The following is a 26,511-nucleotide window of genomic DNA, read 5'->3' as shown; positions in this document are numbered from 1 at the left end:
CCGAAGGGCGGCCGGGCGCGCACGCAGGCGGCCTGAACGCGGCGGGGTCCGGCGACGCCAACGGCAAATCGGTCCGCGGCGCGCCCGACCTCGCGGCGTTTCCTCCGATCATTGGGCGCTTCGGGCCCGGACGCCGCCAGTCCTCGCGAGGCGTCGCTTCCCGTGCCGCTTCCCGCCACTTCCCGCCGTTTGCCGCCGTTTTGCCGCCGCCGCGCGGGGCGCTCCCGGGAAGCCGTCTGCCAAGCCGGTTAAAATACGCGCCGTTTCCCCTGTTTCCCTTTTCTCTGCACCGGGCTCGCCGCCCGATCCATCATGACCTCGTTCACCCAAGACCTCGCCGCCGCCTGGCAGCGCACCGGCTCGCTGCTGTGCGTCGGCCTCGATCCCGAGCCCGCGAAGTTCCCGGCCGCTCTCGCCGGCCGCAGCGACGCGATCTTCGAATTCTGCCGCGATATCGTCGATGCAACCGCGCCCTACGCGTGCTCGTTCAAGCCCCAGATCGCCTATTTCGCCTCGAATCGCGCCGAAGACCAGCTCGAAGCGCTGATCGCGCACATCCACGAGAAGCATCCGGGCCTGCCGGTGATTCTCGACGCCAAGCGCGGCGACATCGGCAGCACGGCTGAGCAGTACGCCCGCGAAGCCTTCGAGCGCTTCAAGGCGGACGCTGTGACGGTCAACCCGTACATGGGCTTCGACTCGATCGAGCCCTACCTCGCGCACGCGGGCAAGGGCGTGATCGTGCTGTGCCGCACGTCGAACCCCGGCGGCTCCGATCTGCAGTTCCTCACCGTCGACGGCAAGCCGGTCTATCAGGTCGTCGCTGACCTCGCCGCGAACAAGTGGAACGCGAGCGGCGAACTCGGTCTGGTTGTGGGCGCAACGTTCCCGAAGGAAATCGAGATCGTGCGCGGCATCGTCGGCGACATGCCGCTGCTGATTCCGGGCATCGGCGCACAAGGCGGCGACGTGGAAGCGACCGTCAAGGCCGGCCGCAGCGCCAACGGCACCGGCATGCTGATCAACTCGTCGCGCGCGATCATCTTCGCGAGCAAGGGCGAGGACTACGCGCAAGCGGCTGCAACGGCTGCTGAAAAGACGCGCGACGCGATCAACGCCTGCCGTTGATGCGTTCAGGCGAACGGTTCGGTATTCGAACCGTTCGCCTCTCAGTTTTTCGATCTGACACACATAAAAATTCAGAAAATGTCAGATTGCTCACTCAGATTTTAAGAACCGTCTGATTCGTCGCACCCCCGTCAGTTCTTAACATGGCATTGTCGATGTGGAATTTGCGATGCCCGGATGTTAAACGCCGCAAATTTCCCGCTGCCTGGGCTTCAGGCGGCGCGCCGTGCAGCTGACTGCATCGTGCCTCGATCCGCTGGCGTCGTGACGGCAAGCATCGTCGCGACACCTGGTTGGGCCGCCCACGCGGCCCGCTGACCGGGGCGCTCTCGCGCTCGTAGCGATCGGTTGAACCGATCTGCAGGAGTCTGGACGGGTTCTGTCATGAAAATCACCATTTTTCGCGCCGCGAGAATTTCGATTCTCGCGTGCGCGAGCACGTCTGCGTTCGCAGGGAGCGGTCCGTCACGGTCTCGCTTGAACAATTCCAGGTCGATGCGAGGTGCGCCGTGCGGATGAACCGGTAACGGCGGCCGTGCCGCTGTCGCGCGCCCTCACAGGCCAGAGGAGCAGCCGACGGGCGGCACACGCCGACCACCATTGACGTGCAGATAACCGGCGCGCCCACGTTCCTGTGCGCGCGCCGCTGGAACAAGAGCGCTTCGCCTGGCAAGTCGACCCTCATGGTCGCCAGCAAGCGCAGGCCGGAACTGAATTGACGCCGGGGCTCGACGAGATCAGGCCACGGGAACAAGGGAATTATTAAGGATTGCAAAATGAACAAGGCATATAGATCGGTTTGGAACGAATCCACGGGCACGTGGATCGCGGCGCAGGAAAACGCGAAGGGACGGGGCAAGAGCAAGTCGCGGACGAAGGTTTCCGCCGCCGCTTCGTCGCTGGTGACGGCGGGCGTGCTGGGCAGCCTGTCGCTTTCCGCGCACGCGGCGGGCACGATTTCGGATAGCGGCGGCGTCGCCGTGATCGCCGATAACTGTGCAGCGGGCGCGGCGGCCTCGGCCCCTGGCACGAACGCGCTGGCGGAAGGGTGCAGTGCGAGCGCCGCTGGCGCGGGTGCTGTCGCGATCGGCAGTGGCTCGATGGGAAGCGCCGCCGGTGCGGTCGCGCTGGGCCAAAACGCCGGTGCGCTTGGCATTAACGCCGTCGCTATCGGCAATGGCGCGAAGACGCCCCAGGCCGGCGGCGTCGCGATCGGCGTGGGCGCGGTGAACGACTCGGGCAACAAAGCCGGAGACAACCCCGTCAACTCCGGGGTGGTCATCGGCGCCGGCGCGACTGCCTCCAACTCGTCATCGGTTGTGATTGGCGCAAGCAGCAGCACCTCGCAGGTCGGTGGGGTCGCGGTGGGCGTGCGCAGTAGCGCAAGCGGTGACCGCGCTATCGCGTTGGGTTTCGTTGCGACGGCCTCCGGTGACAATGCGATCGCGCTCGGTCGCGCATCGAACGCGTCGGGAACGTACGGCATGGCGTTGGGTGATGCGTCGGTTGCTTCGGCGGCCAGCGGCATTGCAATGGGCGCGAGCGCGAAAAGCACCGACGCCGGCGGGATTGCGATTGGCGGGACGGCGACCGCGCAAGGCGCGAACAGCGTCGCGCTGGGCTACAGCGCGACAACGTCGATGTACAGCGCCGTCGCGATTGGCGCGTCGGCAGCGGCGTTGGGCAACAATGCCGTGGCGATGGGGGCGAACGCCAGCGCCGTCGCAAACGGGACGGCGGTCGGCAACGGCGCAACGGTGTCGAGCGCCGATGGTAATAACGCGGGCTCGGCAATTGGTTCGCTTGCTTACGCCAATGGCGTGTCGAGCGCCATGGGCTACAAAGCCACGGCCGGCGGTTCGTGGAGCACGGCGTTCGGTCCCATGGCAAATGCAGGGGGCGCGAGCTCCGCAGCGGTGGGCTACAACGCGAATGCAGCAGGGGCAAGCGCGCTCGCAATGGGCGTCGGCGCGAACGCTTCGGCGGGCAACACGATCGCAATCGGCGCGAGCGCGAAAAGCACCGTCGCGGGCGCGATTGCGATCGGTCAGTTGAGCACCTCGCAAGGCACGAACAGCATCGCGCTGGGCTACAACGCTACGAGCGGCTCCACGTCGACCGCCGACGGCAACATCGCGATTGGCGAGAACGCGTCGATCTTGAACAAGGGCTCCGGCATCATCGTGATGGGCCGCAATGCGAGGCTCAAGGCCGACGGCGGCACGTCGAGCATCACGGGCGACGGTTCGATCGTGATCGGTGACGGCGCAAGCATCTTCGGCACCAACAGCACCGCGATTGGCGCGAACACGAGTTCGACCTACTCTGGCGCGACGCTCGTTGGCTCGGGCGCGAGTTCGTCGGTGTTGGGCGGCGGCACGGCGCTGGGTCAAAACGCATCGGTGTCGGGTAGCAACGCGGTTGCGCTCGGTGGCGGCTCGCTCGCGAACCGCGCCAATTCGGTCTCCGTCGGCGCGGTCGGCGCGGAACGTCAGGTCGTCAACGTGGCGGCCGGCGCGGTCAATTCGACCAGCACCGATGCGGTGAACGGCTCGCAGCTCTATGGCGTGGCCAGCTCCACGGCCAGCGCACTCGGCGGCGGCGCCGCGGTGAATCCGGACGGCTCGATCTCGAACCCGACGTATGTCGCGAACGGCTCGACGTTCAACAATGTCGGCGGCGCGATCTCGAACCTGAGCGGCGCGGTCAGCAACATCAACAGCACCGTCAACAACATCGTGAACGGCGGCGGCGTCAAGTATTTCCACACGAATTCGACGCTGGGCGACTCGTGGGCGAACGGCGCGAACTCGACGGCGATTGGTCCGGTGGCCGTTGCTTCGTATGCCGACGATATTGCGATCGGCAATGGCGCTGCAGCGAGCCGCCCGGCGTTTGGTTCGCAGGGCGGCAACGTCGCACTGGGTGCGAGCGCATCGGCGCAGGGTTATCACTCAATCGCCATTGGCTATGGCGCGCAAACGAATACCGGCTCGCTCTATACCGGCGCATCCGATATCGCGATTGGCCAGTCGACTTTTGCCGAGGGCATGAACTCGGTCGCGCTCGGCAACAATGCGAATGTCGGTACGGCGGGCTATGACGGCAACAACGTCGCCGTAGGCTCGAATTCGTTCGCGAAGGCATCGGGCGCTGTGGCGTTCGGCGGAACGTCGACTGCTGCGGCTTCGAATGCCACGGCGATTGGCGCGGCCGCTTACGCAGGCGCAAGCGGTTCGACGGCATTGGGCAAAGCCTCGACGGCGAGCGCGGCGAATGCGATCGCGATCGGTAACGGTGCGAATGCTTCGGTTTCCAACTCGGTGGCGCTCGGTAATGGCGCGACGACCGCTGCTGCGGTGAACACGGCGAATGGCGTGATCGGCGGTCAGACGTTCACGTACGCTGGCGCAGCGCCGACCGGTGTGGTGAGCGTGGGTGCCGCAGGTGCCGAGCGTCAGGTGAGCAACGTCGCGGCAGGTCGCGTGACGTCGACGAGCACCGATGCAGTGAACGGCTCGCAGCTGTACGCGACCAACACACAGGTGACGGCGAACACGACGAGCATCAGCAACGTGCAGGGCTCGGTGACGACGCTGCAGGGCAATGTCACGACGCTGCAAGGCCAGATCACGAATATCAACGGCAAGCTCGCCGATGCGGTGCTGTACGACTCGTCGTCGCACAACTCGGTGACGCTGGGCGGCGTGGGTGCGACCACGAACGTCAAGCTGACGAACGTGGCGGCAGGCACGCTGTCGTCGACGAGCGCGGATGCGGTGAACGGCTCGCAGCTGTACGCGACGAACGCGAATGTCTCGAACGTCTCGAACACGGTGAACAACATCGTGAACGGCAGCACGGGCCTCAAGTATTTCCACACCAACTCGACGCTGGCCGATTCGTCGGCGACGGGTACGAACGCAACGGCAATCGGTCCGGTGGCGTCGGCGAGTGCGTCGAATGCGATCGCGATCGGTAATGGTGCGAATGCTTCGACGGCGAACTCGGTGGCACTCGGTAATGGCGCGACGACGGCGGCTGCTGTCGGCACGGCGAATGGCGTGATCGGCGGTCAGACGTTCACGTATGCAGGTGCAACGCCGACCGGCGTGGTGAGCGTGGGCGCAGCGGGTGCCGAGCGTCAGGTGACGAACGTTGCGGCGGGACGCGTATCGGGTACGAGCACGGATGCGGTGAACGGCTCGCAGCTGTACGCGACGAACACGCAGGTGACGGCGAACACGACGAGCATCAGCAACGTGCAAGGCTCGGTGACGACGCTGCAAGGCCAGATCACGAGCCTCAACGGCAAGCTGGCCGATGCGGTGTTGTACGACTCGACGTCGCACAACTCGGTGACGCTGGGCGGCGTGGGCGCGAGCACGAACGTCAAGCTGACGAACGTGGCAGCAGGTACGTTGTCGTCGACGAGCACCGATGCGGTGAACGGCTCGCAGCTGTACGCGACGAACGCGAATGTCTCGAACGTCTCGAACACGGTGAACAACATCGTGAACGGCGGTGGCGGCATCAAGTACGTCCACACCAACTCGACGCTGGCTGATTCGTCGGCGACGGGTACGAACGCGACGGCGATTGGTCCGGTGGCGTCGGCGAGCGCGGCGAATGCGATCGCGATCGGTAACGGTGCGAATGCGTCGGTTTCCAACTCGGTGGCGCTCGGTAATGGCGCGACGACGGCTGCTGCTGTTGGCACGGCTAATGGCGTGATCGGCGGTCAGACGTTCACGTATGCAGGTGCAACGCCGACCGGCGTGGTGAGCGTGGGCGCAGCGGGTGCCGAGCGTCAGGTGACGAACGTCGCGGCGGGTCGTGTATCGGGTACGAGCACGGATGCGGTGAACGGCTCGCAGCTGTACGCGACCAACACGCAGGTGACGGCGAACACGACGAGCATCAGCAATGTGCAAGGCGCGGTGACGACGCTGCAAGGCCAGATCACGAGCCTCAACGGCAAGCTGGCCGATGCGGTGTTGTACGACTCGACGTCGCACAACTCGGTGACGCTGGGCGGTGTGGGCGCGAGCACGAACGTCAAGCTGACGAACGTGGCGGCAGGTACGCTGTCGTCGACGAGCACAGACGCAGTGAACGGCTCGCAGCTGTACGCGACGAACGCGAATGTGTCGAACGTCTCGAACACGGTGAACAACATCGTGAACGGCGGTGGCGGCATCAAGTACGTCCACACGAACTCGACGCTGGCCGATTCGTCGGCGACGGGTGCGAACGCAACGGCGATCGGGCCGGTGGCGTCGGCGAGTGCGACGAATGCGATCGCGATCGGTAACGGTGCGAGTGCGTCGGTTTCCAACTCGGTGGCGCTCGGTAACGGCGCGACGACGGCTGCTGCTGTCGGCACGGCGAATGGCGTGATCGGTGGTCAGACGTTCACGTATGCCGGTGCAACGCCGACCGGTGTGGTGAGCGTGGGCGCGGCGGGTGCCGAGCGTCAGGTGACGAACGTCGCGGCGGGTCGTGTATCGGGTACGAGCACGGATGCGGTGAACGGCTCGCAGCTGTACGCGACCAACACGCAGGTGACGGCGAACACGACGAGCATCAGCAATGTGCAAGGCGCGGTGACGACGCTGCAAGGTAACGTCACGACGCTGCAGGGCGACGTGAGCAACCTCGCGGGCAACATCACGAACCTCAACGGCAAGCTGGCCGATGCGGTGCTGTACGACTCGTCGTCGCACAACTCGGTGACGCTGGGTGGTGTGGGTGCAAGCACGAACGTCAAGCTGACGAACGTGGCAGCAGGCACGCTGTCGTCGACGAGCACGGATGCGGTGAACGGTTCGCAGCTGTATGCGACGAACTCGACTGTGTCGAACCTGGCCGGTGACGTGACGACGCTGCAAGGCAACATGACGACGCTCCAGGGCGACGTGAGCAACATCGCGGGCAGCATCACCAACATCAACGGTCAGCTTGCTGACGCAGTGGCGTACGACTCGTCAGCGCATGATTCGGTGACGCTCGGTGGCACGGACGCGAGCGCGCCGGTGGCGCTGCATAACGTGAAGGAAGGCGAGCTGTCGTCGACCAGCACCGACGCGGTGAACGGTTCGCAGCTGTACACGACGAACACGACGGTCTCGAACCTCGCGGGCGACGTGACGAACCTGGCAGGCGATGTGACGAGCATCGATGGCCGCGTGACGAACATCGCGAACGAGATCAACAACGGTTCGATCGGTCTGGTTCAGCAGGACGCGACGACGCACAACATCACGGTCGCGAAGGACACGGACGGCACGATCGTGGACTTCAAGGGCACGGCAGGAACGCGTGTTCTGACTGGCGTGAGCGCAGGCGAACTGTCGTCGACGAGCACGGATGCGGTGAATGGCTCGCAGCTGTACGCGACGAACTCGACCGTGTCGAACCTCGCGGGCGACGTGACGACGCTGCAGGGCAATGTCACCACGCTGCAAGGCAACGTCACGACGCTCCAAGGTGACGTCACCACGCTGCAAGGCAACATGACGACGCTTCAAGGCGACGTGAGCAACATCGCGGGCAGCATCACCAACATCAACGGTCAGCTTGCTGATGCGGTGGCGTACGACTCGTCGGCGCATGATTCGGTGACGCTGGGTGGCACGGACGCAAGCGCGCCGGTGGCACTGCACAACGTGAAGGAAGGCGAGCTGTCGTCGACCAGCACGGATGCGGTGAACGGTTCGCAGCTGTACACGACGAACTCGAACGTCTCGAACCTCGCGGGCGATGTGACGAACCTGGCAGGCGATGTGACGAGCATCGACGGTCGCGTGACGAACATCGCGAACGAGATCAACAACGGCTCGATCGGTCTGGTTCAGCAAGATGCGACCTCGCACAAGATCACGGTCGCGAAGGACACGGACGGTACGATCGTTGACTTCACGGGCACGGCAGGCACGCGTGTTCTGACTGGCGTGAGCGCAGGCGAACTGTCGTCGACGAGCACGGATGCAGTGAACGGTTCGCAGCTGTACGCGACGAACTCGACCGTGTCGAACCTGGCCGGTGACGTGACGACGCTCCAGGGCAACGTCACGACGCTCCAAGGTGACGTCACCACGTTGCAAGGCAACATGACGACGCTCCAGGGCGACGTGAGCAACATCGCAGGCAGTATCACCAACATCAACGGTCAGCTTGCTGACGCGGTGGCGTACGACTCGTCGGCGCATGATTCGGTGACGCTGGGTGGCACGGACGCGAGCGCGCCGGTGGCACTGCATAACGTGAAGGAAGGCGAGCTGTCGTCGACCAGCACGGACGCGGTGAACGGTTCGCAGCTGTACACGACCAACACGACGGTCTCGAACCTCGCGGGCGACGTGACGAACCTGGCAGGCGATGTGACGAGCATCGACGGCCGCGTGACGAACATCGCGAACGAGATCAACAACGGCTCGATCGGTCTGGTTCAGCAGGACGCGACGACGCACACCATTACGGTCGCGAAGGACACGGACGGCACGGTCGTGGACTTCACGGGCACGGCAGGCACGCGTGTTCTGACGGGTGTGAGCGAAGGCGAGCTGTCGTCGACCAGCACGGACGCGGTGAACGGTTCGCAGCTGTACACGACGAACTCGACCGTGTCGAACCTGGCAGGTGACGTGACGACGCTGCAAGGCAATGTCACCACGCTGCAAGGCAACGTGACGACGCTCCAGGGCAACGTCACGACGCTCCAAGGCGACGTCACCACGCTGCAAGGCAACATGACGACGCTCCAGGGCGACGTGAGCAACATCGCGGGCAGCATCACGAACATCAACGGTCAGCTCGCTGATGCGGTGGCGTACGACTCGTCGGCGCATGATTCGGTGACGCTGGGTGGGACGGATGCAAGCGCGCCGGTGGCACTGCACAACGTGAAGGAAGGCGAGCTGTCGTCGACCAGCACGGACGCGGTGAACGGTTCGCAGCTGTACACGACGAACACGACGGTCTCGAACCTCGCGGGCGACGTGACGAACCTGGCAGGCGATGTGACGAGCATCGACGGCCGCGTGACGAACATCGCGAACGAGATCAACAACGGTTCGATCGGTCTGGTTCAGCAGGACGCGTCGACGCACAACATCACGGTCGCGAAGGACACGGACGGTACGGTCGTGGACTTTACGGGCACGGCTGGCACGCGTGTTCTGACTGGCGTGAGCGCAGGCGAACTGTCGTCGACGAGCACGGATGCGGTGAATGGCTCGCAGCTGTACGCGACGAACTCGACCGTGTCGAACCTGGCCGGTGACGTGACGACGCTGCAAGGCAATGTCACCACGCTGCAGGGCAACATGACGACGCTTCAAGGCGACGTGAGCAACATCGCAGGCAGCATCACCAACATCAACGGTCAGCTTGCTGATGCAGTGATGTACGACTCGACGTCGCATGATTCGGTGACGCTGGGCGGCAAGGACGCAAGCGCGCCGGTGGCCCTGCATAACGTGAAGGCCGGCGACATCTCCGAGTCGAGCACCGACGCGGTGAATGGCGGCCAGCTGTACACGACGAACTCGAACGTGTCGAACCTCGCGGGCGACGTGACGACGCTGCAAGGCAATGTCACCACGCTGCAAGGCAACATGACGACGCTCCAGGGCGACGTGAGCAACATCGCGGGCAGCATCACCAACATCAACGGCAAGCTGCAGGACGCGGTGATGTACGACTCGACGTCGCACGATTCGGTGTCGCTGGGCGGCGCGGACGCGAGTGCGCCGGTGGCGTTGCATAACGTGAAGAACGGCGAAGTCTCGGCATCTAGCTTCGACGCGGTGAACGGTTCGCAACTCTACGCACTCGGCAGCAGCACCGCCGATGCGCTGGGCGGCGACTCGACGGTGAACGCGGACGGTTCGATCACGAAGCCGACGTACAAGATCGGCGGCTCGACGTACAACAACATCGGCGACTCGCTGACGAACATCGACGGCCGCGTGACGAACATCGCGAACGAGCTCGACAACGGCTCGATCGGTCTGGTGCAGCAGGATGCGACCTCGCGCAACATCACGGTCGCGAAGGACACGGATGGCCTGCGCGTGAACTTCGCCGGCACGCAGGGCAACCGCGTGCTGACGGGTGTCGCGGCGGGTGCGGTGAACGCAACGAGCGTCGACGCGGTGAATGGCTCGCAGCTGTACGCGACCAACATGAGCGTGTCGAATCTGGCGGGCACGGTGACGACGCTGCAAGGCAACTTCACCACGCTGCAAGGTAACGTCACGACGCTGCAGGGCGATGTGAGCAATCTCCAGGGCTCGGTGACGACGCTGCAAGGCCAGATGGCCGACGTGGTTTCGTACGACTCGACGGCGCACGACTCGGTCACGCTGGGCGGTTCGGGGGCGAGCAACGCGGTGGCGCTGCATAACCTCGCAGCCGGCGTGGAGGATTCGGACGCAGTGAACGTCGGCCAGATGAACGCCGCGATCTCGGCGGTGCAGAACATGGCGGAAAACGCCACGGATCCGATGTTCACGGCAAGCGGCGATCGCAACACCGAAGCCGCCAAGGCGAGCGGTACGCACGCCACGGCGGGCGGCGCCAACTCGCTGGCCAGCGGCGACAACTCGACGGCGATGGGCGCAGCTTCGCAGGCCACGGGCAAGAACTCGACGGCTTTGGGTGCGAACTCGACGGCGAGCGCGGAAGGTGCAGTGGCACTCGGCGCCGGTTCGGTTGCCGATCGCGACAACACGGTGTCGGTCGGTTCGGCAGGCGGCGAACGTCAGATCGTCAACGTGAAGGCCGGTACGCAAGGCACCGACGCCGTCAACGTGAGCCAGTTGAACGATGCGGTGCTCAATGCCCAGTCGTACACGACGCAGGCGGTGGCGCAAGGCGTGCAGCAAGCCAACGCGTACACCAACCAGCAGATCGGTCAGGTTCGTCGCGAGATGAACTCGCTGGGTGCGGCGGCGATGGCGGCTTCTTCGCTGATCCCGAACGCGCGGGCGGAAGGCAACTTCCAGATGGCCGTCGCGGCGGGTACGTACGGCGGTGAAAGCGCGCTGGCGCTCGGTGCGAACTGGTACGTCAGCGACCGTCTCCTGCTGAACGCGCACGTCGCGCGTTCGACGGGCGCCGGCGGCAGCACGGGCGCATCGGTCGGTGCAACGTTCGGCTTCTGAGCGGAGCGCTAACCAGGCCCGCCACGGGAAGCCGTGGCGGGCACGGAGATTGAAGTCATGAAGAAACTATTGCTATGTGGCGCGCTGGCCACGGCGTTGTCCGCGTTGTCGAGCGCTCCGGCGTTTGCCGGCGTGGGCAGCGACGCCGAAGCGCTCATGCCCGCCGCGCAACGTCTCGCCGATCCGTATCAGCGCGGTCTGGCCGAAGGCTGGCTGGAAATCGCGGATCGTCAGGACAGCCATGTGCTCGTCTCGAAGGTCTACAACGATGCAGCGGCGCGCGCGCTCAACAACGGGCGCCACTATATCGACGGCAGCGTGCCGTTTCAGCCGATCTACGGGCAGAAGAACTGGCCGCCCGTCGAGACGCGCGAGAAGTGGGTGAAGGCGTTGCAGGAGATCGAGCGCACCAACCAGCGCGCCGATCAGTCGCCGTGCAAGGGCGAGGACGCGGGCCGTCTGCGCGCGCTTACCGACGAAGCCTGGAAGGAACAGGACGAAACGCATGGCACGCGCTGGGTGCACGGCTGGGACGCCATCGAGCGCGCGCAGAAACTCGCGCAGAAGGTGAACGGCGAGCTCGATCAGTGCGTGCCGCCGCCCGCTCCGGCTGTCGTCGTGCCGGTGGTCGCGCCGGTCGTGAAGCCGGTCTCGCTGTCGGCCGACGCGCTGTTCGATTTCGACAGCGCCGTGCTCAAGCCCGAAGGCCATCGTCAGGTTGCCTTGCTCGCGCAGCAGTGGCGCGAGTCGGGCGCGGTGCTGGGCGTGGTCGGCATCACCGGGTACACGGATCGTTTCGGTTCGGCGGCGCATAACGATCGCCTCTCGAATCAGCGTGCGGCGGCGGTGATGCGCGAGATGCAGGCACAAGGCGTGAAGGCGCAGCGTTTCGAGATCAACGGGCGCGGGGCGTCGAATCCGGTCAAGTCGTGTCCGGGCAAGACGGCGACGCCCGCGGTGGTGGCGTGTCTCGCGCCCAATCGGCGCGTGGAGATCACCGCGAAATAAGCGTTCAGGGTGTGAGCCGGGCGGCGCGTCGCAGCGCCGCCCGAAGATGTAGGGCGATTTGCGGCGTGTCTTCGGGCACGCCGCTTTTTTTATGCGCTCACGCTTTCTTCGCCGTCGCCGCCGCGGGCTTGCGGAACAGTTCGATGATCGGGCGATGCAGCGGATAGTGCTCGATCAGCGCATCGACGTCGGCGATTTCGAATTCGCTGAATTCGAAGCCCGGCGCGACCGTGCAGCCCACCAGCGCCCAGCTCGACGGATTCACGCAGCGCGCGGCGAACCAGTGGCCCGCGGGCACCACGGCCTGGAACACCGTGCCCGGATGATCGAGCGCGTGGCCGAGCTTGCGCGTGGACAGCACGCCGCGCTCGTCGATCGAATGGATCTCGATGGGCGTGCCCGCGTAGAAGTGCCAGAGCTCGTCGGAACGGATGCGGTGCCAGGCGGAATAGGCGCCGTCGGCGAGCAGGAAATAGATCGCGGTCGATGCCGCGCGCGTGCCGTCCGCGTCGTTGCCGCCGTCGCGCAACACCAGTTTGTCCGAGCGGTAGGTCTCGCTGTAGTAACCGCCCTCGGGATGCGGTTCGAGTCCGAAGCGGCGAATCAGTTCTTCGACCGCGCCGCTCGTCGTCGTGGACGGGGAATTCGGTTGCGCCATGGCATGCGTCTCCTGAGGGGTGCGATTTCGGCGACGCGCATGCGTGGGCATGCGCGCTTCGTCAGCGTTCCTGTTCGTCGATCAGCGCCAGCAGTCCGCGCAGCGCGTGCGCGGCGGCCTGCACGCGAATCTGGTCGCGATCGCCCTTGAAAACCAGCGTCTCGACGTTCGTGTGCAGCCGGTTGCTCCAGCCGAACGACACCATGCCGACCGGTTTTTCCGGCGTGCCGCCGCCCGGACCGGCAATGCCGGTGATGGCCAGCGAAACTTGTGCCCGGCTGTTGCGCAGCGCGCCTTCGGCCATCGCGCGCGCGACCGGTTCGCTCACCGCGCCGTGCTTGTCGATCATCTCGGCGGGCACGCCGATCATTTCGGTTTTCGCCTGGTTCGAATAGGTGACGAAACCGCGTTCGAACCAGCCGCTGCTGCCGGAGATGTCGGTGATGGCGGCGGCGACCATGCCGCCCGTGCAGGACTCGGCGGTGGCGAGCATCAGGCGCGCGTCGCGCAGCTTGTTGCCGGCGCGGATCGCGAGTTGGTGGACGACGGAATCGGTGGGCATGGCGGTGTGTCCGTGGCGGTGGCCGAGGGTGGGGGAGCGACGCGAAAAATCAGACCGACATGCGCCAGAGCGCGATCACGAGCAGCGTGAAGAAGGCGGCCACGAGGTCGTCGATCATGATGCCGAAGCCGCCCTTGAAACGCCGGTCGAAATAGCGGATGGGCGGCGGCTTCACCATGTCGAAGAAACGGAAGATCGCGAAGGCCCAGAGCTTGCCGGTGAAATCGATCGGCGTGACCATCAGCAGCACGAGCCAGAACGCGACGATTTCGTCCCAGACGATCGACGAGGGATCGTCGCTGCGCAGTTTCTTCGCCGTGAAGTCGGTGATCCAGATGCCCGCGAGAAAGCCGCCGATGATGAGCACGCCCCAGTCGAGCACGCTCAGATAGCGGTTGAGCACTTCGAACGCGGCCCACGCGAACAGTGTGCCGGCCGTCCCCGGTGCGAGCCGCGAGAGGCCCGAGCCGAAGCCGAGCGAAATGATGTGCAGCGGATGCGTGAGCATGAAAGGCGCGTCGGCGCGGCGCGGGCCTTTCGGCGTGCTTGCGGTTTCGGGCCCCGGCAGCGAGGTCAGCGATGAGGGCGGCTCCGAAGCGCCGCCGGGCGCATCGGCATGCGTCGCGCCGTTGCCGGCGGGCGAGGGCGTGGGGTCAGTCTGCATGAAAGTGATCGAAGCCTTGCAACGTCAGGTTGAGCGGCGCGCCGGAGGCGTCGTGCCAGGCGATCGCGGGCCGCGCGTCTTGATTCGCGCCGGTCCCGCCTTGAGGCGAAGTTATTGTACCGATGCGCGTCACGCGCACACCGGCCTGTTGCGCCGCCGCCTCGACATCGTCACGCCGGGCTTGCGCGGCGGTGAAACACAGTTCGTAGTCGTCGCCGCCCGCGAGCGCGCATTGCACCTGCAGCTCGCGCGGCAGACGCGCGAGCGCGGGCGAGATCGGCAGGGCGTCCACGTCGATGGCGGCGCCCACCCGCGAGCGTTCGAGGATGTGCCGCAGATCGCCGGCCAGTCCGTCCGACACATCGAGCGCCGCGCTCGCCACGCCCGCGAGCGCGAGACCGAGCGCCACGCGCGGCTGCGGATATTCGAGCGCGCGCCGGAAATACGCGGCGTCGGCGGCGTCGATGGGCGACTGCGGCCAGTCGTTGCGCAGCACCGCGAGACCCGCGCGCGCGTCGCCGGGCGTGCCCGAGATCCAGACGTCGTCGCCCGGCTGGGCGGTGTCGCGCCGAAGTGCGACATCCTGCCGCACCGAGCCGAACACGGTGATACAGAGATTGAGCGGGCCGGCCGTGGTGTCACCGCCGACCAGCTCGCAGTCGTGCAGATCGGCCAGTTCGAAGAGGCCCGCGCTGAAGGCGGCGAGCCAGTCCTCGCGCGGCTTGGGCAGCGCGAACGCGAGCGTGAAGCCGAGCGGCTTCGCGCCCATCGCGGCGAGATCGGAGAGATTGACGGCGAGCGTCTTGTGGCCGAGCGCGTGGGGATCGACGTCGGGCAGGAAGTGGCGGCCCTCGACCAGCATGTCGGTCGAGACGGCCAGCATTTCGCCTGGCGCGGGCGCGATCAGCGCGCAATCGTCGCCAATGCCGAGCGCGGCGCGGCGTGTGTGTTCTCGTGCGCGCCGCGCGAAATAATGGTCGATCAGGGTGAACTCGGAAAGCATGACGAAAGGTGTATGACGAATGAATGGCGAGCCCGCTGAGCGGGCCGCCGGCGCGGCTTTGTCTCCATGGCGGTCGCGGCAGCTGCGCCTGAACTGAAAGGAATCCTGCTGGGGAATGGCGCTACAATCGGGCACATTCGCGTTCGAACTGTCATTCTAATCCGCACTCACGCCCTGCCTCCCATGTCGAATTCCGCCACGAACAAGCTTCGCGAAGCCGCCCTCGACTATCACGAGTTTCCCACCCCCGGGAAGATCGCGATCGCGCCGACCAAGCAAATGATCAACCAGCGCGATCTCTCGCTCGCGTACTCGCCGGGCGTTGCGTTCGCGTGCGAGGCGATCGTCGAGAATCCGCTGAACGCCGCGCGCTTCACGGCGCGCAGCAATCTCGTCGGCGTCGTGTCGAACGGCACGGCCGTGCTGGGCCTCGGCAACATCGGGCCGCTCGCCTCGAAGCCCGTGATGGAAGGCAAGGCGGTGCTGTTCAAGAAGTTCGCGGGCATCGACGTGTTCGACATCGAGCTGAACGAGTCGGACCCGCACAAGCTCGTGGACGTGATCGCCGCGCTCGAACCCACTTTCGGCGGCATCAATCTGGAAGACATCAAGGCGCCGGAATGCTTCATCGTCGAGCGCGAAGCGCGCAAGCGCATGAAGATTCCGGTCTTCCACGACGACCAGCACGGCACGGCCATCGTGGTGGCGGCGGCGTTCACCAACGGCCTGAAGGTCGTCGGCAAGGACATCAAGCAGGTCAAGCTCGTGGCGTCGGGTGCGGGCGCGGCGGCGCTGGCGTGTCTGGATCTGCTGGTCGACCTCGGTCTGCCGCTCGAAAACATTTTCGTGACCGACCTCGCGGGCGTGGTCTACAAGGGCCGTACCGAGCTGATGGACCCGGACAAGGAGCGTTTCGCCCGTGAAACCGAGGCGCGCACGCTCGCCGAAGTGATCGAAGGCGCCGACATTTTCCTCGGCCTTTCGGCGGGCGGCGTGCTCAAGCAGGACATGGTCAAGCAGATGGCCGCGAAGCCGCTGATTCTTGCGCTCGCGAACCCCACGCCGGAAATCCTGCCGGAACTGGCGCTGGAAGTGCGTCCGGACGCCGTGCTCGCCACGGGCCGCACGGATTATCCGAATCAGGTGAACAACGTCCTGTGCTTCCCGTTCATCTTCCGCGGCGCGCTCGACGTGGGCGCGACCACGATCACGCGCGAGATGGAAATCGCCGCCGTGAACGCGATCGCGGAACTGGCGCGCCAGGAGCAGAGCGACGTCGTGGCCACGGCCTACGGCATTCAGGATCTGCAGTTCGGCCCCGAATACCTGATTCCGAAGCCCTTCGACCCGCGCCTGATCGTGAAGATCGCGCCGGCGGTGGCCCAGGCGGCGATGGATGCGGGCGTGGCCACGCGTCCGATCGAGGACATGGACGCCTACGAACAGCACCTCCAGCAGTTCGTCTACCACAGCGGCACGACCATGAAGCCGATCTTCCAGCTCGCGCGCGCCGTGGAGCCGGAGAAGAAGCGCATCGTGTTCGCCGAGGGCGAAGAGGAGCGCATCCTGCGCGCGGTGCAGATCGTGGTCGACGAAAAGCTCGCGAAGCCCATCCTGATCGGCCGCCCGGCGGTGATCGAGCAGCGCATGGCGCGCTACGGGCTGCGTCTGGTCGCGGGTCAGGACTACACGGTCGTCAATACCGATCACGACGAGCGCTATCGCGACTTCTGGCAGACCTACGCGAAGCTGATGGCGCGCAAGGGCATCACGCCGCAAATGGCCAAGCTCGAAATGCGCCGCCGCACCACGCTGATCGGCGCGATGCTGGTGGAAAAGGGCGAAGCCGACGGCATGATCTGCGGCACGGTCAGCACGACGCACCGCCATCTGCACTTCATCGACCAGGTAATCGGCAAGAAGGCAGGCTGCAACGTGTTCGCCGCCATGAACGCGCTGGTGCTGCCGAACCGCCAGATTTTCATCGTCGATACGCACGTGAACGTCGATCCCACGCCTGAGCAGCTCGCCGAAATCACGATCATGGCCGCGGAAGAAGTGCGCCGCTTCGGCATCGAGCCGAAGATCGCGCTGTGCTCGCATTCGAACTTCGGTTCGAGCAACGCGCCTTCCGCGCAGAAAATGCGCGATCTGCTGGAAATCCTCCAGGAGCGCGCGCCCGATCTGCAAGTGGACGGCGAAATGCACGGCGACGTCGCGCTCGACGCGAATCTGCGCAAGGAAATCCTGCCGGAGTCGACGCTCGAAGGCGAAGCGAACCTGCTGATCATGCCGAACATCGACGCGGCCAACATCTCGTACAACCTGCTGAAGACGGCGGCCGGCAACAACATCGCCATCGGGCCGATCCTGCTGGGCGCGGCCAAGCCGGTGCACGTGCTGACGGCGTCGGCCACCGTGCGCCGTATCGTCAACATGACGGCGCTGCTGGTCGCGGATGTGAACGCGGCGCGTTAAGTTTTGCGCGCAGTGTCTCGATAGCACCACGGATTGGCCGCCTCGGCGGCAGTCTCGAAACGGCGTGTCCGGGCTTCCGGCGCGCCGTTTTTTTGCACTTTTCAGTGTTGTAATAATTACCGGTTTGCCGCTTGTGCGCGGTCAACGGTGTGGTATCGGCGCCTGGCTGCGATTGCTTCCAGGTCCCATTAGCGATACCCTTACATCTTTCATGGTCGTCGAACGCGTAATCCCTAAGATAAAACTTAGGGCGGAAATCCATAAATGGTGCGCAGATGGCATGCATAGGACTGCCTGACGAAAATCGCGCGCAAGATAGCGTCGCATCGACCGGTCAGGTTCGAGTAAATCCTTGTTCCCAAAGAGCATTTCGCGGTCGCGCCGGCGGCGCTGCCGGTCGGCTCGGGCGCGCGGTTTCGGGCTTTTTTCTGGTGGCGGCGCTGGCGTTCGCGCAAGGTGCGGCGGCGCGCGGTTCGTCGTGGGAGCAATCCGGCGACAACGCGGCCGACGTGCCGGTCGGAACCGTCAACGTGGGCGAGTTGCCGCGCGAGGCGGTTGCCACGCTGGGTCTGATCGGCGAGGGCGGGCCTTATCCGTACGAGAAGGACGGTGTCGTGTTCGGCAATTTCGAGCGGCAGTTGCCGCATCACCGGCGCGGCTTCTATCACGAGTACACCGTCCCCACGCCGCATGCGCGCAATCGCGGCGCTCGGCGCATCGTCTGCGGCGGGCCGCTCAGGCATACCGACAACTGCTATTACTCCGACGACCACTACGCCAGTTTTAAGCGAATTGTTGAATGACACCGGGAAGAGCGGCATGAGCGATAACACTTACGCACACGACCCGCGGGTCGCGAGCGATCTGTTCGCGTCCGGCGAGGGCAACCTGTTCCAGCGCGTCATGCAGATGAAGCAGGACGATCAGCAACGCGAGGATCAGCAGCACGGCAGCGTGCACACGGACGAGGCGCATTCATCGAACGAGGCGGCCATGAGCCTGTTTTCGACCGTCAGGCCGAATATCGTCCAGTCGATCCGCGCGTTCCGCGTGCAGGATCTCGCCGACGAGGCGGAGCGTCTGAAGCAGCATTTCCTGTATGCGTTCTGCGCCAATGCGCTGACCAAACAGGAAGTGCTGGAGACCATCGCCACGTCGTTTCTGTTTCCGAAGCATTTCGGCAAGAACTACGACGGCCTGTACGACTGCCTGACCGATCTGGTGCAGAAAGCGGGCGAGCAGCCGGGCTTCGTGGTCGTGCTCGACGGTCTGCCGATCGCGCAGAAGTTCGACAAGGACGGCCGCGAAACGCTGCTCGACGTGTTCCGCGAGGCCTCCGAATACTGGGCCGAGCGCGGCGTGCCGTTCCGGGTCTTTTATTCGTTCGCCTGAACGTAGCGGGTTAGCGCGGTCGGCGCGCATCCGTCGTCTCATTCTTGCGACACAAAAGCACAGGCCCGCCTTCCGGCGGGCCTTGTCATTTTTACGCGATCGATCGCCCGTTCCGGCGCGATGTCTGCTAGCGCGGATTACCAGCCGCCCCAGCGCGCCGCAAGCGCCGCGAGCACGGCGATGCCCGCCGTTTCCGTGCGCAGGATGCGCGGCCCGAGGCCCACGGCGATAAAGCCGTGATCGAGTGCGGCGGCCTCTTCGGGCGACGAAAATCCGCCTTCCGGCCCCACCAGCACGGTGACTTCGCCGTGCGGCGGCGTGCTGGGCAAGGTCGCAAAAGAGACGTTCGCGCGCGGCGAGAGCAGGACGCGCAACTCGCCTTCGGCAGGCGTTTTGGACAGCGAGCCGAGCCAGGTGCCCATCTCGCGCGTGGGCGCGACTTCCGGCATGCGGTTGCGCCCGCATTGTTCGCACGACGCCTGCACGATGCGCTGCCAGTGCGCCTGGCGGCGCACGGCGCGATCGCCCGAAAGCCGCACGACGCTGCGCGAAGTGGTGAGCGGCACGAAATTCGTCGCGCCCAGTTCGACCGCCTTTTCGATCAGCCAGTCCATCTTGTCGCTGCCGGCGATGCCTTGCGCGAGCGTCAGCCGGTAGGGCGGCTCGGTTTCGATGTCGCGATACGGGCCGACGCGCACCTGCACCTCGCGCCGCTCCATTTCGATGATTTCGGCGCTGAACTCGCCGCCCATGCCGTTGAACAGCACAACGGTGTCGCCGGGCTGCAGTCGCAGCACCTGAACGTGTCGCGTAACTTCGTCGGGGAGGGTGAGGACGTCGCCGGATTCCAGGGAATTGCCGACGAAAAAGCGGGGCATAAGACAGGTTCTCATTGCTTCATGACAAATGGCGGGCGAGCGCCCAGCGGTAACCGTCGAGGTCCTCGACCTGGGCGAAACGGTCGCCCCAGAACTGGTCTTGCGGTTCGCTCAACGATTTGGCGCCGGCTGCGAGCGCGCGCGCGTACACCGTGTCGACGTCGTCGACATACAGATAAAAGGATTGGGGAGCGATGGTGTTCGAGCTTTTGGGCGTGTGCGCCGTCGAGCCGAACGCGCCTTCGGGCGCGAACATCACGATCAACTGATCGTGGTAGGTCATTTCCACGTGCATGACCGCGCCGTCGTCCTCGACACTGTCGCGCACCGCGAAGCCGAATGCCGCCTCGAAAAAGGCGATCGCGGCGCGCGCATCACGCACCGTCAGATACGGCGTCAGCCACGGCACACCGGCGGGGCGGGGTGGGGTCATCGAGTCTCTCCAGATTCGGTTCGGGCAAGGACCTGGGTGGGCGGATTTCGCCGGGTACGCAAAAAAGTGTAAGGAACCCAGCGATTCTCCAACGTCACACCTGCTAAAGCTGTAGGAATTGGCCTAGTTTATCGCGCGCCATCCGGGGTGCGACCAGGAGTGCCCCGTGGATCTGCGCGTCGTAGAAGCGCAGACCCTCGATCTGGCGCGCGGCGAGGCGCGTTTCGATTGCGGCGGCGTCCATCGTCATCGGGTCGAGACGGTCGCTCGCCACCGCCATCAGCCAGAACGCGCCGTAAAGCGGCACGTAGGCGCCGAGCGGGCGCACCCGCGCGAACGCGCCACGCAGTCCGGCCAGCAGCGCGCCGATGCGCGCGGCGTGATGATACGGCGCGCCCAGATGCAGCGAAATCAGCGCATCGTCGCTCATCACGCGCTTGAGCGCGGCGTAGAACGCGGCAGTGTACAGGCCCGCGGCGGGCGAGTCGGGCGGCGTGAGATCGAAGACGACCAGATCGAAGCGTTCCTCGGCGCGCGCGACGAAGTCGGCGGCGTCGCCGATCACCAGTTCCACGCGCGGGTCGTCGAACGCGCCGCCGCGCACGTCCGGTAGATAGTCGCCGGTCAGCCGCACGACGTCCGGATCGAGTTCGGCCACCACGATGCGCTCGATGTCCGGATGACGCAGCAACTGGCGCGCCGCGCCGCCGTCGCCGCCGCCCAGCACGAGCGCCGCGCGCGGCGCGGGATGCGTGAGCGCGGCCACGTGCGTCATGCACTCGTGATAGATGAATTCGTCGCCGGCCGAGGTCATCGGACGGCCGTCCAGCGTGAACAGGCAGCCGAGCTGCGGCGTGTCCCAGACCTCGATGTGCTGCCAGGCCGAATCGGCGGCGGCGAGCAGGCGCGCGCCGGGAAAGCCGTATTCGGCGTCGGCGGCGGGGCGGAAGACGAGCGGAGCGGTCACGGCGGAGTCGAGGCGGTCGGTGCGGGTTTCGTGCGGCTTGGGGCGGCTTCGGGCGATGGGGAATGCGACCCTATAAATCGTTGAGGCGTCGTTCACACCCGTCGGGCAGGCGCAAATCGGGGCGATATCGGCGATCTTCGCAATTATAAAGGCGGCTTGCGTCCGGCCCGCCGCTGGCGCCGCTGGCGCCGATTGCTGCCGATTGCCGCGCCGCAACGTCGACGCCCCGATCGCCTCATAACAGGGTTCAATCATCGCGTGCCAGAGTTTGATCCTGCTCCTGCCGATCCGGGAAAATCCCCATGATCTGCTAGAATGTCCGCCTTTGCAGCCCTGTCCGTTTGCTCTGGCCGTTTGCGTCTACCTGGCGCCGCATCGCGCGCCGGAGCGGGCGTTTGCCGAGCTTCCGGAAGTTTCGCTGCTGTGCGCGATCCGCAAACCGTTTCATCGTTTGCCCGCCCACGCCGCTTTTTGCACTCGATCCCCGGACTCGACATGACGACCTCGTCCTCCGCCTCCCCCGCTACCACCTCGTTGATGGCCAACGCGATCCGCGCGCTGTCCATGGACGCCGTTCAGCAAGCGAATTCCGGTCACCCCGGCATGCCCATGGGCATGGCCGAGATCGCCGTCGCACTGTGGGCGCGCCATCTGCGCCACAACCCGGCGAACCCGCACTGGAACGACCGCGACCGCTTCGTGCTGTCGAACGGCCACGGCTCCATGCTGCTGTACTCGTTGCTGCATCTGACCGGCTACGATCTGCCGATTGAAGAGCTGAAGAACTTCCGCCAGATGCACTCGAAGACGCCGGGTCACCCGGAATTCGGCATCACGCCGGGCGTCGAAACCACGACCGGCCCGCTCGGCCAGGGTCTGGCGAACGCGGTCGGCATGGCGCTGGCTGAAGCGCTGATCGCCGCCGAGTTCAACAAGGCCGACGCGAAAATCGTCGACCACCACACCTATGTGTTCCTCGGCGACGGCTGCCTGATGGAAGGCATCTCGCACGAAGCCTGCTCGCTCGCCGGCACGCTCAAGCTGAACAAGCTGATCGCGCTGTACGACGACAACGGCATCTCGATCGACGGCCACGTCGAGCACTGGTTCCACGACGACACCCCGAAGCGTTTCGAAGCCTACGGCTGGAACGTCATCGCGGACGTGAACGGTCATGACGTCGACGCCGTCGACGCGGCCATCGCGAAGGCGAAGGCATCGGACAAGCCGACGCTGATCTGCTGCAAGACGCAGATCGGTCACGGCGCGCCGACCAAGGCCGGCGGTCACGACGTGCACGGCGCGCCGCTCGGCGCCGAAGAAATCGCCAAGTGGCGCGAAGCGGCGGGCTGGAAGTGGGAGCCCTTCGTCGTGCCGCAGGAAGTCTACGCAGACTGGGATTCGAAGGCCACGGGCGCGAAGCTCGAAGGCGAATGGAACGAATCGTTCGGCGCGTACAAGTCGAAGTATCCGCAGGAAGCCGCTGAATTCGAGCGCCGCATGGCCGGCAAGCTGCCCGCCGACTGGGCGCAGAAGGCTGCCGCGATCGTCGCGGGCGCGGACTCGCGCAAGGAAACCGTCGCGACCCGCAAGGCATCGCAGCAAGCCATCGAAGGTCTTGCCGCAGCGCTGCCCGAACTGCTCGGCGGCTCGGCTGACCTGACCGGCTCGAACCTCACGAACTGGAAGGCTTCGAAGCCCGTGCGCGCCGCCAAGGCGGGCGAAACCGGCATCGAGTGGGGCAACCACATCAACTACGGTGTGCGTGAGTTCGGCATGAGCGCCGCGCTCAACGGCATCGTGCTGCACGGCGGCTACAAGGCCTTCGGCGGCACCTTCCTGACGTTCTCGGACTACAGCCGCAACGCGCTGCGCGTCGCCGCGCTGATGAAGTGCCCGTCGATCTTCGTGTTCACGCACGACTCGATCGGCCTCGGCGAAGACGGCCCGACGCACCAGTCGATCGAACAGGTCCCGAGCCTGCGCCTGATCCCGAACATGACGCTCTGGCGTCCGGCCGACACGGTGGAAACGGCCGTGGCCTGGACCGAGTCGATCGCGCATCAAGGTCCGTCGTCGCTGATCTTCAGCCGTCAGAACCTGCAGTTCAACGAACGCACCGACGCGCAGATCGCCAATATCGCCAAGGGCGGCTACGTGCTGAAGGACTGGAACGACGACATCCCGAGCCGCAAGATCATCCTGATCGCCACGGGTTCGGAAGTCGAACTGGCGATGAAGGCCGTCGAGGCGCTGCAGCGCGAAGGCATCGGCGCTCGCGTGGTGTCCATGCCGTCGACCAACGTGTTCGACCGCCAGGACGCCGAGTACAAGGAGCGTGTGCTGCCCAAGGGCGTGCGCCGCGTCGCGATCGAAGCCGCGCAGACCGACTTCTGGCGCAAGTACGTCGGCCTCGAAGGCGGGGTGGTCGGGATCGACACCTTCGGCGAATCGGCCCCGGCCGGCGTGCTGTTCAAGCACTTCGGCTTCACGGTCGAGAACGTCGTCGCGACGGCCAAGGCCGCGCTGGACAACTAAGCATGCTTCACACGGGCTCGCCGCCTACCAGACGGCGGGCCCGTTTGCCGTGTGCGCCCCGCAGCGTCGCGCTCGCACGCGACGGCGAACGGAGCGGCCGCACGGCGTCCGTCTCAGAATTTTTAACCATCAGGAGATGAACCATGACGATTCGCGTCGCTATCAACGGCTATGGCCGTATCGGCCGTAACACGCTTCGCGCGTTCTACGAGAACGGCAAGAAGCACGACATCCAGATCGTGGCGATCAACGACCTGGGTGACGCGAAGACCAACGCGCATCTGACGCAATACGACACGGCTCACGGCAAGTTCCCGGGCGAAGTCAGCGTCGACGGCGACTACCTCGTCGTCAACGGCGACCGTATCCGCGTGCTGGCCAACCGCAACCCGGCCGAACTGCCGTGGGGCGAGCTGGGCGTCGACATCGTGTTCGAATGCACGGGCTTTTTCACGACCAAGGAAAAGGCGAGCGCCCACCTGAAGGGCGGCGCAAAGAAGGTCATCATCTCGGCGCCGGGCGGTAAGGACGTCGACGCGACCATCGTCTACGGCGTGAACCACAACGTGCTGAAGGCTTCGGACACGGTCATCTCGAACGCATCGTGCACGACGAACTGCCTCGCGCCGCTCGTCAAGCCGCTGAACGACAAGATCGGCCTGGAATCGGGTCTGATGACGACGATCCACGCTTACACGAACGACCAGGTTCTGACGGACGTGTACCACGAAGACCTGCGCCGCGCGCGCTCGGCCACGCACAGCCAGATCCCGGCGAAGACGGGCGCGGCTTCGGCTGTCGGCCTCGTGCTGCCGGAACTGAACGGCAAGCTGGACGGTTACGCGATCCGCGTCCCGACCATCAACGTGTCGATCGTCGACCTGTCGTTCATCGCCAAGCGCGACACGACGGTGGAAGAAGTCAACGCGATCATGAAGGAAGCGTCGGAAGGCTCGCTCAAGGGCATCCTGGGCTACAACACCGCACCGCTGGTGTCGATCGACTTCAACCACAACCCGGCATCGTCGACGTTCGACTCGACGCTCACGAAGGTCTCGGGCCGTCTGGTCAAGGTGTCGAGCTGGTACGACAACGAGTGGGGCTTCTCGAACCGCATGCTGGACACGGCTGTGGCGCTCGCGAACGCGAAGTAAGTACGCTCGCTGGACAAAAAGCCGCCCCTCGGGGCGGTTTTTTTACGCCGGCGCGTGGCGTGCGCGCCACGCAAATCTGGCTAATGATTGCCGCGACCGCGCAAAACATTACCGGATAAAACAAAAACGCCACGGCGAAGCGTGGCGTTTTCCGCGATAAGCGGTGCATGAGTGGTACGCCGGGCGCGCCCGGGCATACCTTGAGCACGCTCAATGCTTGCGGTGCGGGCAGTTTTCCTTCGTGCACGCGCCGTACAGCGCGAGCGCGTGTTCCTGCAGCTTGAAGCCGCGCTCGTTGGCGATCATCTGCTGGCGTTTTTCGATTTCGGGGTCGAAGAATTCCTCGACGATGCCGCAATCGAGGCACACCAGGTGGTCGTGGTGGCTGCCTTCGTTGAGTTCGAAGACGGCCTTGCCCGATTCGAAATTGCTGCGCGTGAGCAGGCCTGCCTGCTCGAACTGCGTGAGCACGCGGTAGACCGTGGCGAGGCCGATGTCGAGCTCCTCGTTCAGCAGGTTGCGGTACACGTCTTCAGCCGTAAGGTGGCGTACCGGGCTGTGCTGAAAAATCTCCAGGATCTTGAGGCGCGGCAGCGTCGCCTTCAGACCGATGTTCTTGAGATCGGTTGGATTGGTCATGACGATAAGTCCCTGGAGTACAATGCTAGGTTCTTATGTTAATGCGTTTTTGCCGTTCCGGGCATTTTCGGCAGAACTTCGAACGAACTTCTACAGAATACGCGCGGCTTCGCGACAAGCCCGCACGGTGAGGGAAATGATTCCAGAATTCACAACGATCGGCCGCCGTCTGAGCGGCAGCCGCGTGGCGTGCACCCTGCTGGCCGCTGCCGCGTTCGCAACCCTCGGGGGCTGCAAGACCTATGACGGCGTGACGCAGCGCATCGCGCAGAGCATTACGCCGTACCGCATCACCATCGTGCAAGGCAACTTCGTTTCGAGCGAAATGGCCGCCCAGATGCACGTGGGCATGTCGCGCGCCGAGGTCAAGCAACTGCTTGGCACGCCGCTGCTCACCGACATGTTCCACGCGAACCGCTGGGACTACGTCTTCTACTTCAAGCGCGGCTCGACCGCCGTCGTCCAGCAGCGCGACTTCGTCGTGATGTTCGAGGGCGACCGCGTGGCCAGCTGGTCGGGCGGCGAAGATCTGCCGTCGAATCTGGAACTGCTCGCCGAAATCGACGGCGATAAATCGGGCAAGAAGGCGAAGGCCGCTCCGGCCGCTGCTGCGTCTGCGGCTTCGGATGCATCGGGCGCCACGGCTGCGTCGCTGGCGCCGGCTGTGACCGATGCGGCACGCACGCCGTCGTCGGAACTCGGCACCGCCACCTCGCAACTGCCGCAGGACGCCAACGCGCAGGCCGCCGCCGCCGCGAACCGCGCCACGGAAGCCGTGCAAACGCCGACCGGCGGAACGCCGTCGGTGCGCTCGGGCGCGCCTACCTCGTCGGCGCTGCC

18 protein-coding genes are annotated in these 26,511 nt (G+C 65.3%); 9 read left to right on the top strand and 9 right to left on the bottom strand.

Going from position 1 to position 26,511, the window contains the following annotated elements; genetic code table 11:
• Window positions 1-312: 312 nt before the first annotated feature.
• Complete coding sequence (pyrF, locus tag G3N97_RS20905) at window positions 313-1,128, top strand: orotidine-5'-phosphate decarboxylase (RefSeq protein ID WP_065063119.1); 816 nt, start codon at window positions 313-315, stop codon at window positions 1,126-1,128.
• A gap of 391 nt (window positions 1,129-1,519) precedes the next feature.
• Here pyrF and G3N97_RS39530 read toward each other — a convergent pair whose 3' ends face one another.
• Window positions 1,520-2,656 carry a hypothetical protein gene (locus G3N97_RS39530; protein WP_241030716.1) on the bottom strand — a complete coding sequence of 379 codons (1,137 nt, stop codon included), beginning with the start codon at window positions 2,654-2,656 and terminating at the stop codon, window positions 1,520-1,522.
• Between G3N97_RS39530 and G3N97_RS20900 the strand changes: the two genes are divergently transcribed.
• Together G3N97_RS20900 and G3N97_RS20895 are read left to right on the top strand one after the other, a co-directional pair.
• Window positions 2,613-11,297: a YadA-like family protein gene (locus tag G3N97_RS20900; RefSeq protein ID WP_241030715.1), complete on the top strand. Its 8,685-nt coding sequence runs from the start codon at window positions 2,613-2,615 to the stop codon at window positions 11,295-11,297. The two genes, G3N97_RS39530 and G3N97_RS20900, sit on opposite strands and share 44 nt — an antisense overlap.
• Window positions 11,298-11,354: 57 nt before the next feature.
• Window positions 11,355-12,305, top strand: coding sequence for an OmpA family protein (locus tag G3N97_RS20895; RefSeq protein WP_205994905.1), 951 nt, complete (start codon window positions 11,355-11,357; stop codon window positions 12,303-12,305).
• A 97-nt stretch (window positions 12,306-12,402) separates the two neighbouring features.
• On the opposite strand, the gene G3N97_RS20890 is transcribed toward G3N97_RS20895, so the two are convergent.
• From G3N97_RS20890 to thiL, 4 genes are all read right to left on the bottom strand, one after another.
• Window positions 12,403-12,963 (bottom strand): cupin domain-containing protein, encoded by a 561-nt coding sequence (locus tag G3N97_RS20890; protein ID WP_205994904.1) that lies wholly within the window; start codon window positions 12,961-12,963, stop codon window positions 12,403-12,405.
• A 61-nt stretch (window positions 12,964-13,024) separates the two neighbouring features.
• A complete protein-coding gene (locus G3N97_RS20885) occupies window positions 13,025-13,525 on the bottom strand; it encodes a CinA family protein (RefSeq protein WP_065065166.1) in 501 nt (166 codons plus the stop codon).
• A 49-nt stretch (window positions 13,526-13,574) separates the two neighbouring features.
• Window positions 13,575-14,189 (bottom strand): phosphatidylglycerophosphatase A, encoded by a 615-nt coding sequence (locus G3N97_RS20880; RefSeq protein ID WP_205994903.1) that lies wholly within the window; start codon window positions 14,187-14,189, stop codon window positions 13,575-13,577.
• Window positions 14,179-15,192, bottom strand: a complete 1,014-nt coding sequence (gene thiL, locus G3N97_RS20875; RefSeq protein ID WP_205994902.1) for a thiamine-phosphate kinase — start codon at window positions 15,190-15,192, stop codon at window positions 14,179-14,181. The genes G3N97_RS20880 and thiL overlap by 11 nt, the downstream gene beginning before the upstream one ends.
• A gap of 183 nt (window positions 15,193-15,375) precedes the next feature.
• Here thiL and G3N97_RS20870 point away from each other — a divergent pair, with 183 nt between their 5' ends.
• The 3 genes from G3N97_RS20870 to G3N97_RS20860 all read left to right on the top strand — a co-directional run bounded on the left by G3N97_RS20870 (window position 15,376) and on the right by G3N97_RS20860 (window position 19,062).
• Window positions 15,376-17,670, top strand: coding sequence for an NADP-dependent malic enzyme (locus G3N97_RS20870; protein ID WP_205994901.1), 2,295 nt, complete (start codon window positions 15,376-15,378; stop codon window positions 17,668-17,670).
• A 440-nt stretch (window positions 17,671-18,110) separates the two neighbouring features.
• The gene (locus G3N97_RS20865; RefSeq protein WP_321919744.1) at window positions 18,111-18,473 is read left to right on the top strand and encodes a ribonuclease; all 363 of its coding nucleotides are present in this window, start codon (window positions 18,111-18,113) and stop codon (window positions 18,471-18,473) included.
• Between the two features lie 16 nt (window positions 18,474-18,489).
• Entirely contained in the window at window positions 18,490-19,062 is a 573-nt protein-coding gene (locus G3N97_RS20860; protein WP_065065163.1) for a barstar family protein, read from the top strand.
• A gap of 137 nt (window positions 19,063-19,199) precedes the next feature.
• On the opposite strand, the gene G3N97_RS20855 is transcribed toward G3N97_RS20860, so the two are convergent.
• The 3 genes from G3N97_RS20855 to speE form a co-directional block, all read right to left on the bottom strand.
• Entirely contained in the window at window positions 19,200-19,940 is a 741-nt protein-coding gene (locus G3N97_RS20855) for a 16S rRNA (uracil(1498)-N(3))-methyltransferase (RefSeq protein ID WP_205994900.1), read from the bottom strand.
• A 19-nt stretch (window positions 19,941-19,959) separates the two neighbouring features.
• The gene (locus G3N97_RS20850) at window positions 19,960-20,373 is read right to left on the bottom strand and encodes a VOC family protein (protein WP_205994899.1); all 414 of its coding nucleotides are present in this window, start codon (window positions 20,371-20,373) and stop codon (window positions 19,960-19,962) included.
• 103 nt (window positions 20,374-20,476) lie between these two features.
• Complete coding sequence (gene speE, locus G3N97_RS20845) at window positions 20,477-21,340, bottom strand: polyamine aminopropyltransferase (protein WP_346778098.1); 864 nt, start codon at window positions 21,338-21,340, stop codon at window positions 20,477-20,479.
• Between the two features lie 495 nt (window positions 21,341-21,835).
• On the opposite strand from speE, the gene tkt reads away from it, so the two are divergent.
• Together tkt and gap are read left to right on the top strand one after the other, a co-directional pair.
• The gene (gene tkt, locus G3N97_RS20840; RefSeq protein ID WP_205994897.1) at window positions 21,836-23,878 is read left to right on the top strand and encodes a transketolase; all 2,043 of its coding nucleotides are present in this window, start codon (window positions 21,836-21,838) and stop codon (window positions 23,876-23,878) included.
• 143 nt (window positions 23,879-24,021) lie between these two features.
• Entirely contained in the window at window positions 24,022-25,032 is a 1,011-nt protein-coding gene (gene gap, locus G3N97_RS20835; protein WP_205994896.1) for a type I glyceraldehyde-3-phosphate dehydrogenase, read from the top strand.
• Window positions 25,033-25,242: 210 nt separating this feature from the next.
• Here gap and fur read toward each other — a convergent pair whose 3' ends face one another.
• The gene (gene fur, locus G3N97_RS20830; RefSeq protein ID WP_065065157.1) at window positions 25,243-25,671 is read right to left on the bottom strand and encodes a ferric iron uptake transcriptional regulator; all 429 of its coding nucleotides are present in this window, start codon (window positions 25,669-25,671) and stop codon (window positions 25,243-25,245) included.
• A gap of 136 nt (window positions 25,672-25,807) precedes the next feature.
• On the opposite strand from fur, the gene G3N97_RS20825 reads away from it, so the two are divergent.
• Window positions 25,808-26,511 (top strand): outer membrane protein assembly factor BamE (locus tag G3N97_RS20825; RefSeq protein ID WP_205994895.1); only part of this gene is annotated, 704 nt, incomplete at its 3' end.

The sequence above is a fragment of the Paraburkholderia sp. Ac-20347 genome (assembly GCF_017104805.1).
GTDB lineage: Bacteria > Pseudomonadota > Gammaproteobacteria > Burkholderiales > Burkholderiaceae > Paraburkholderia > Paraburkholderia tropica.
The sequence above is the reverse complement of the archived record's forward strand: the minus strand, read 5'-3'. Positions and strand labels throughout refer to the sequence as shown.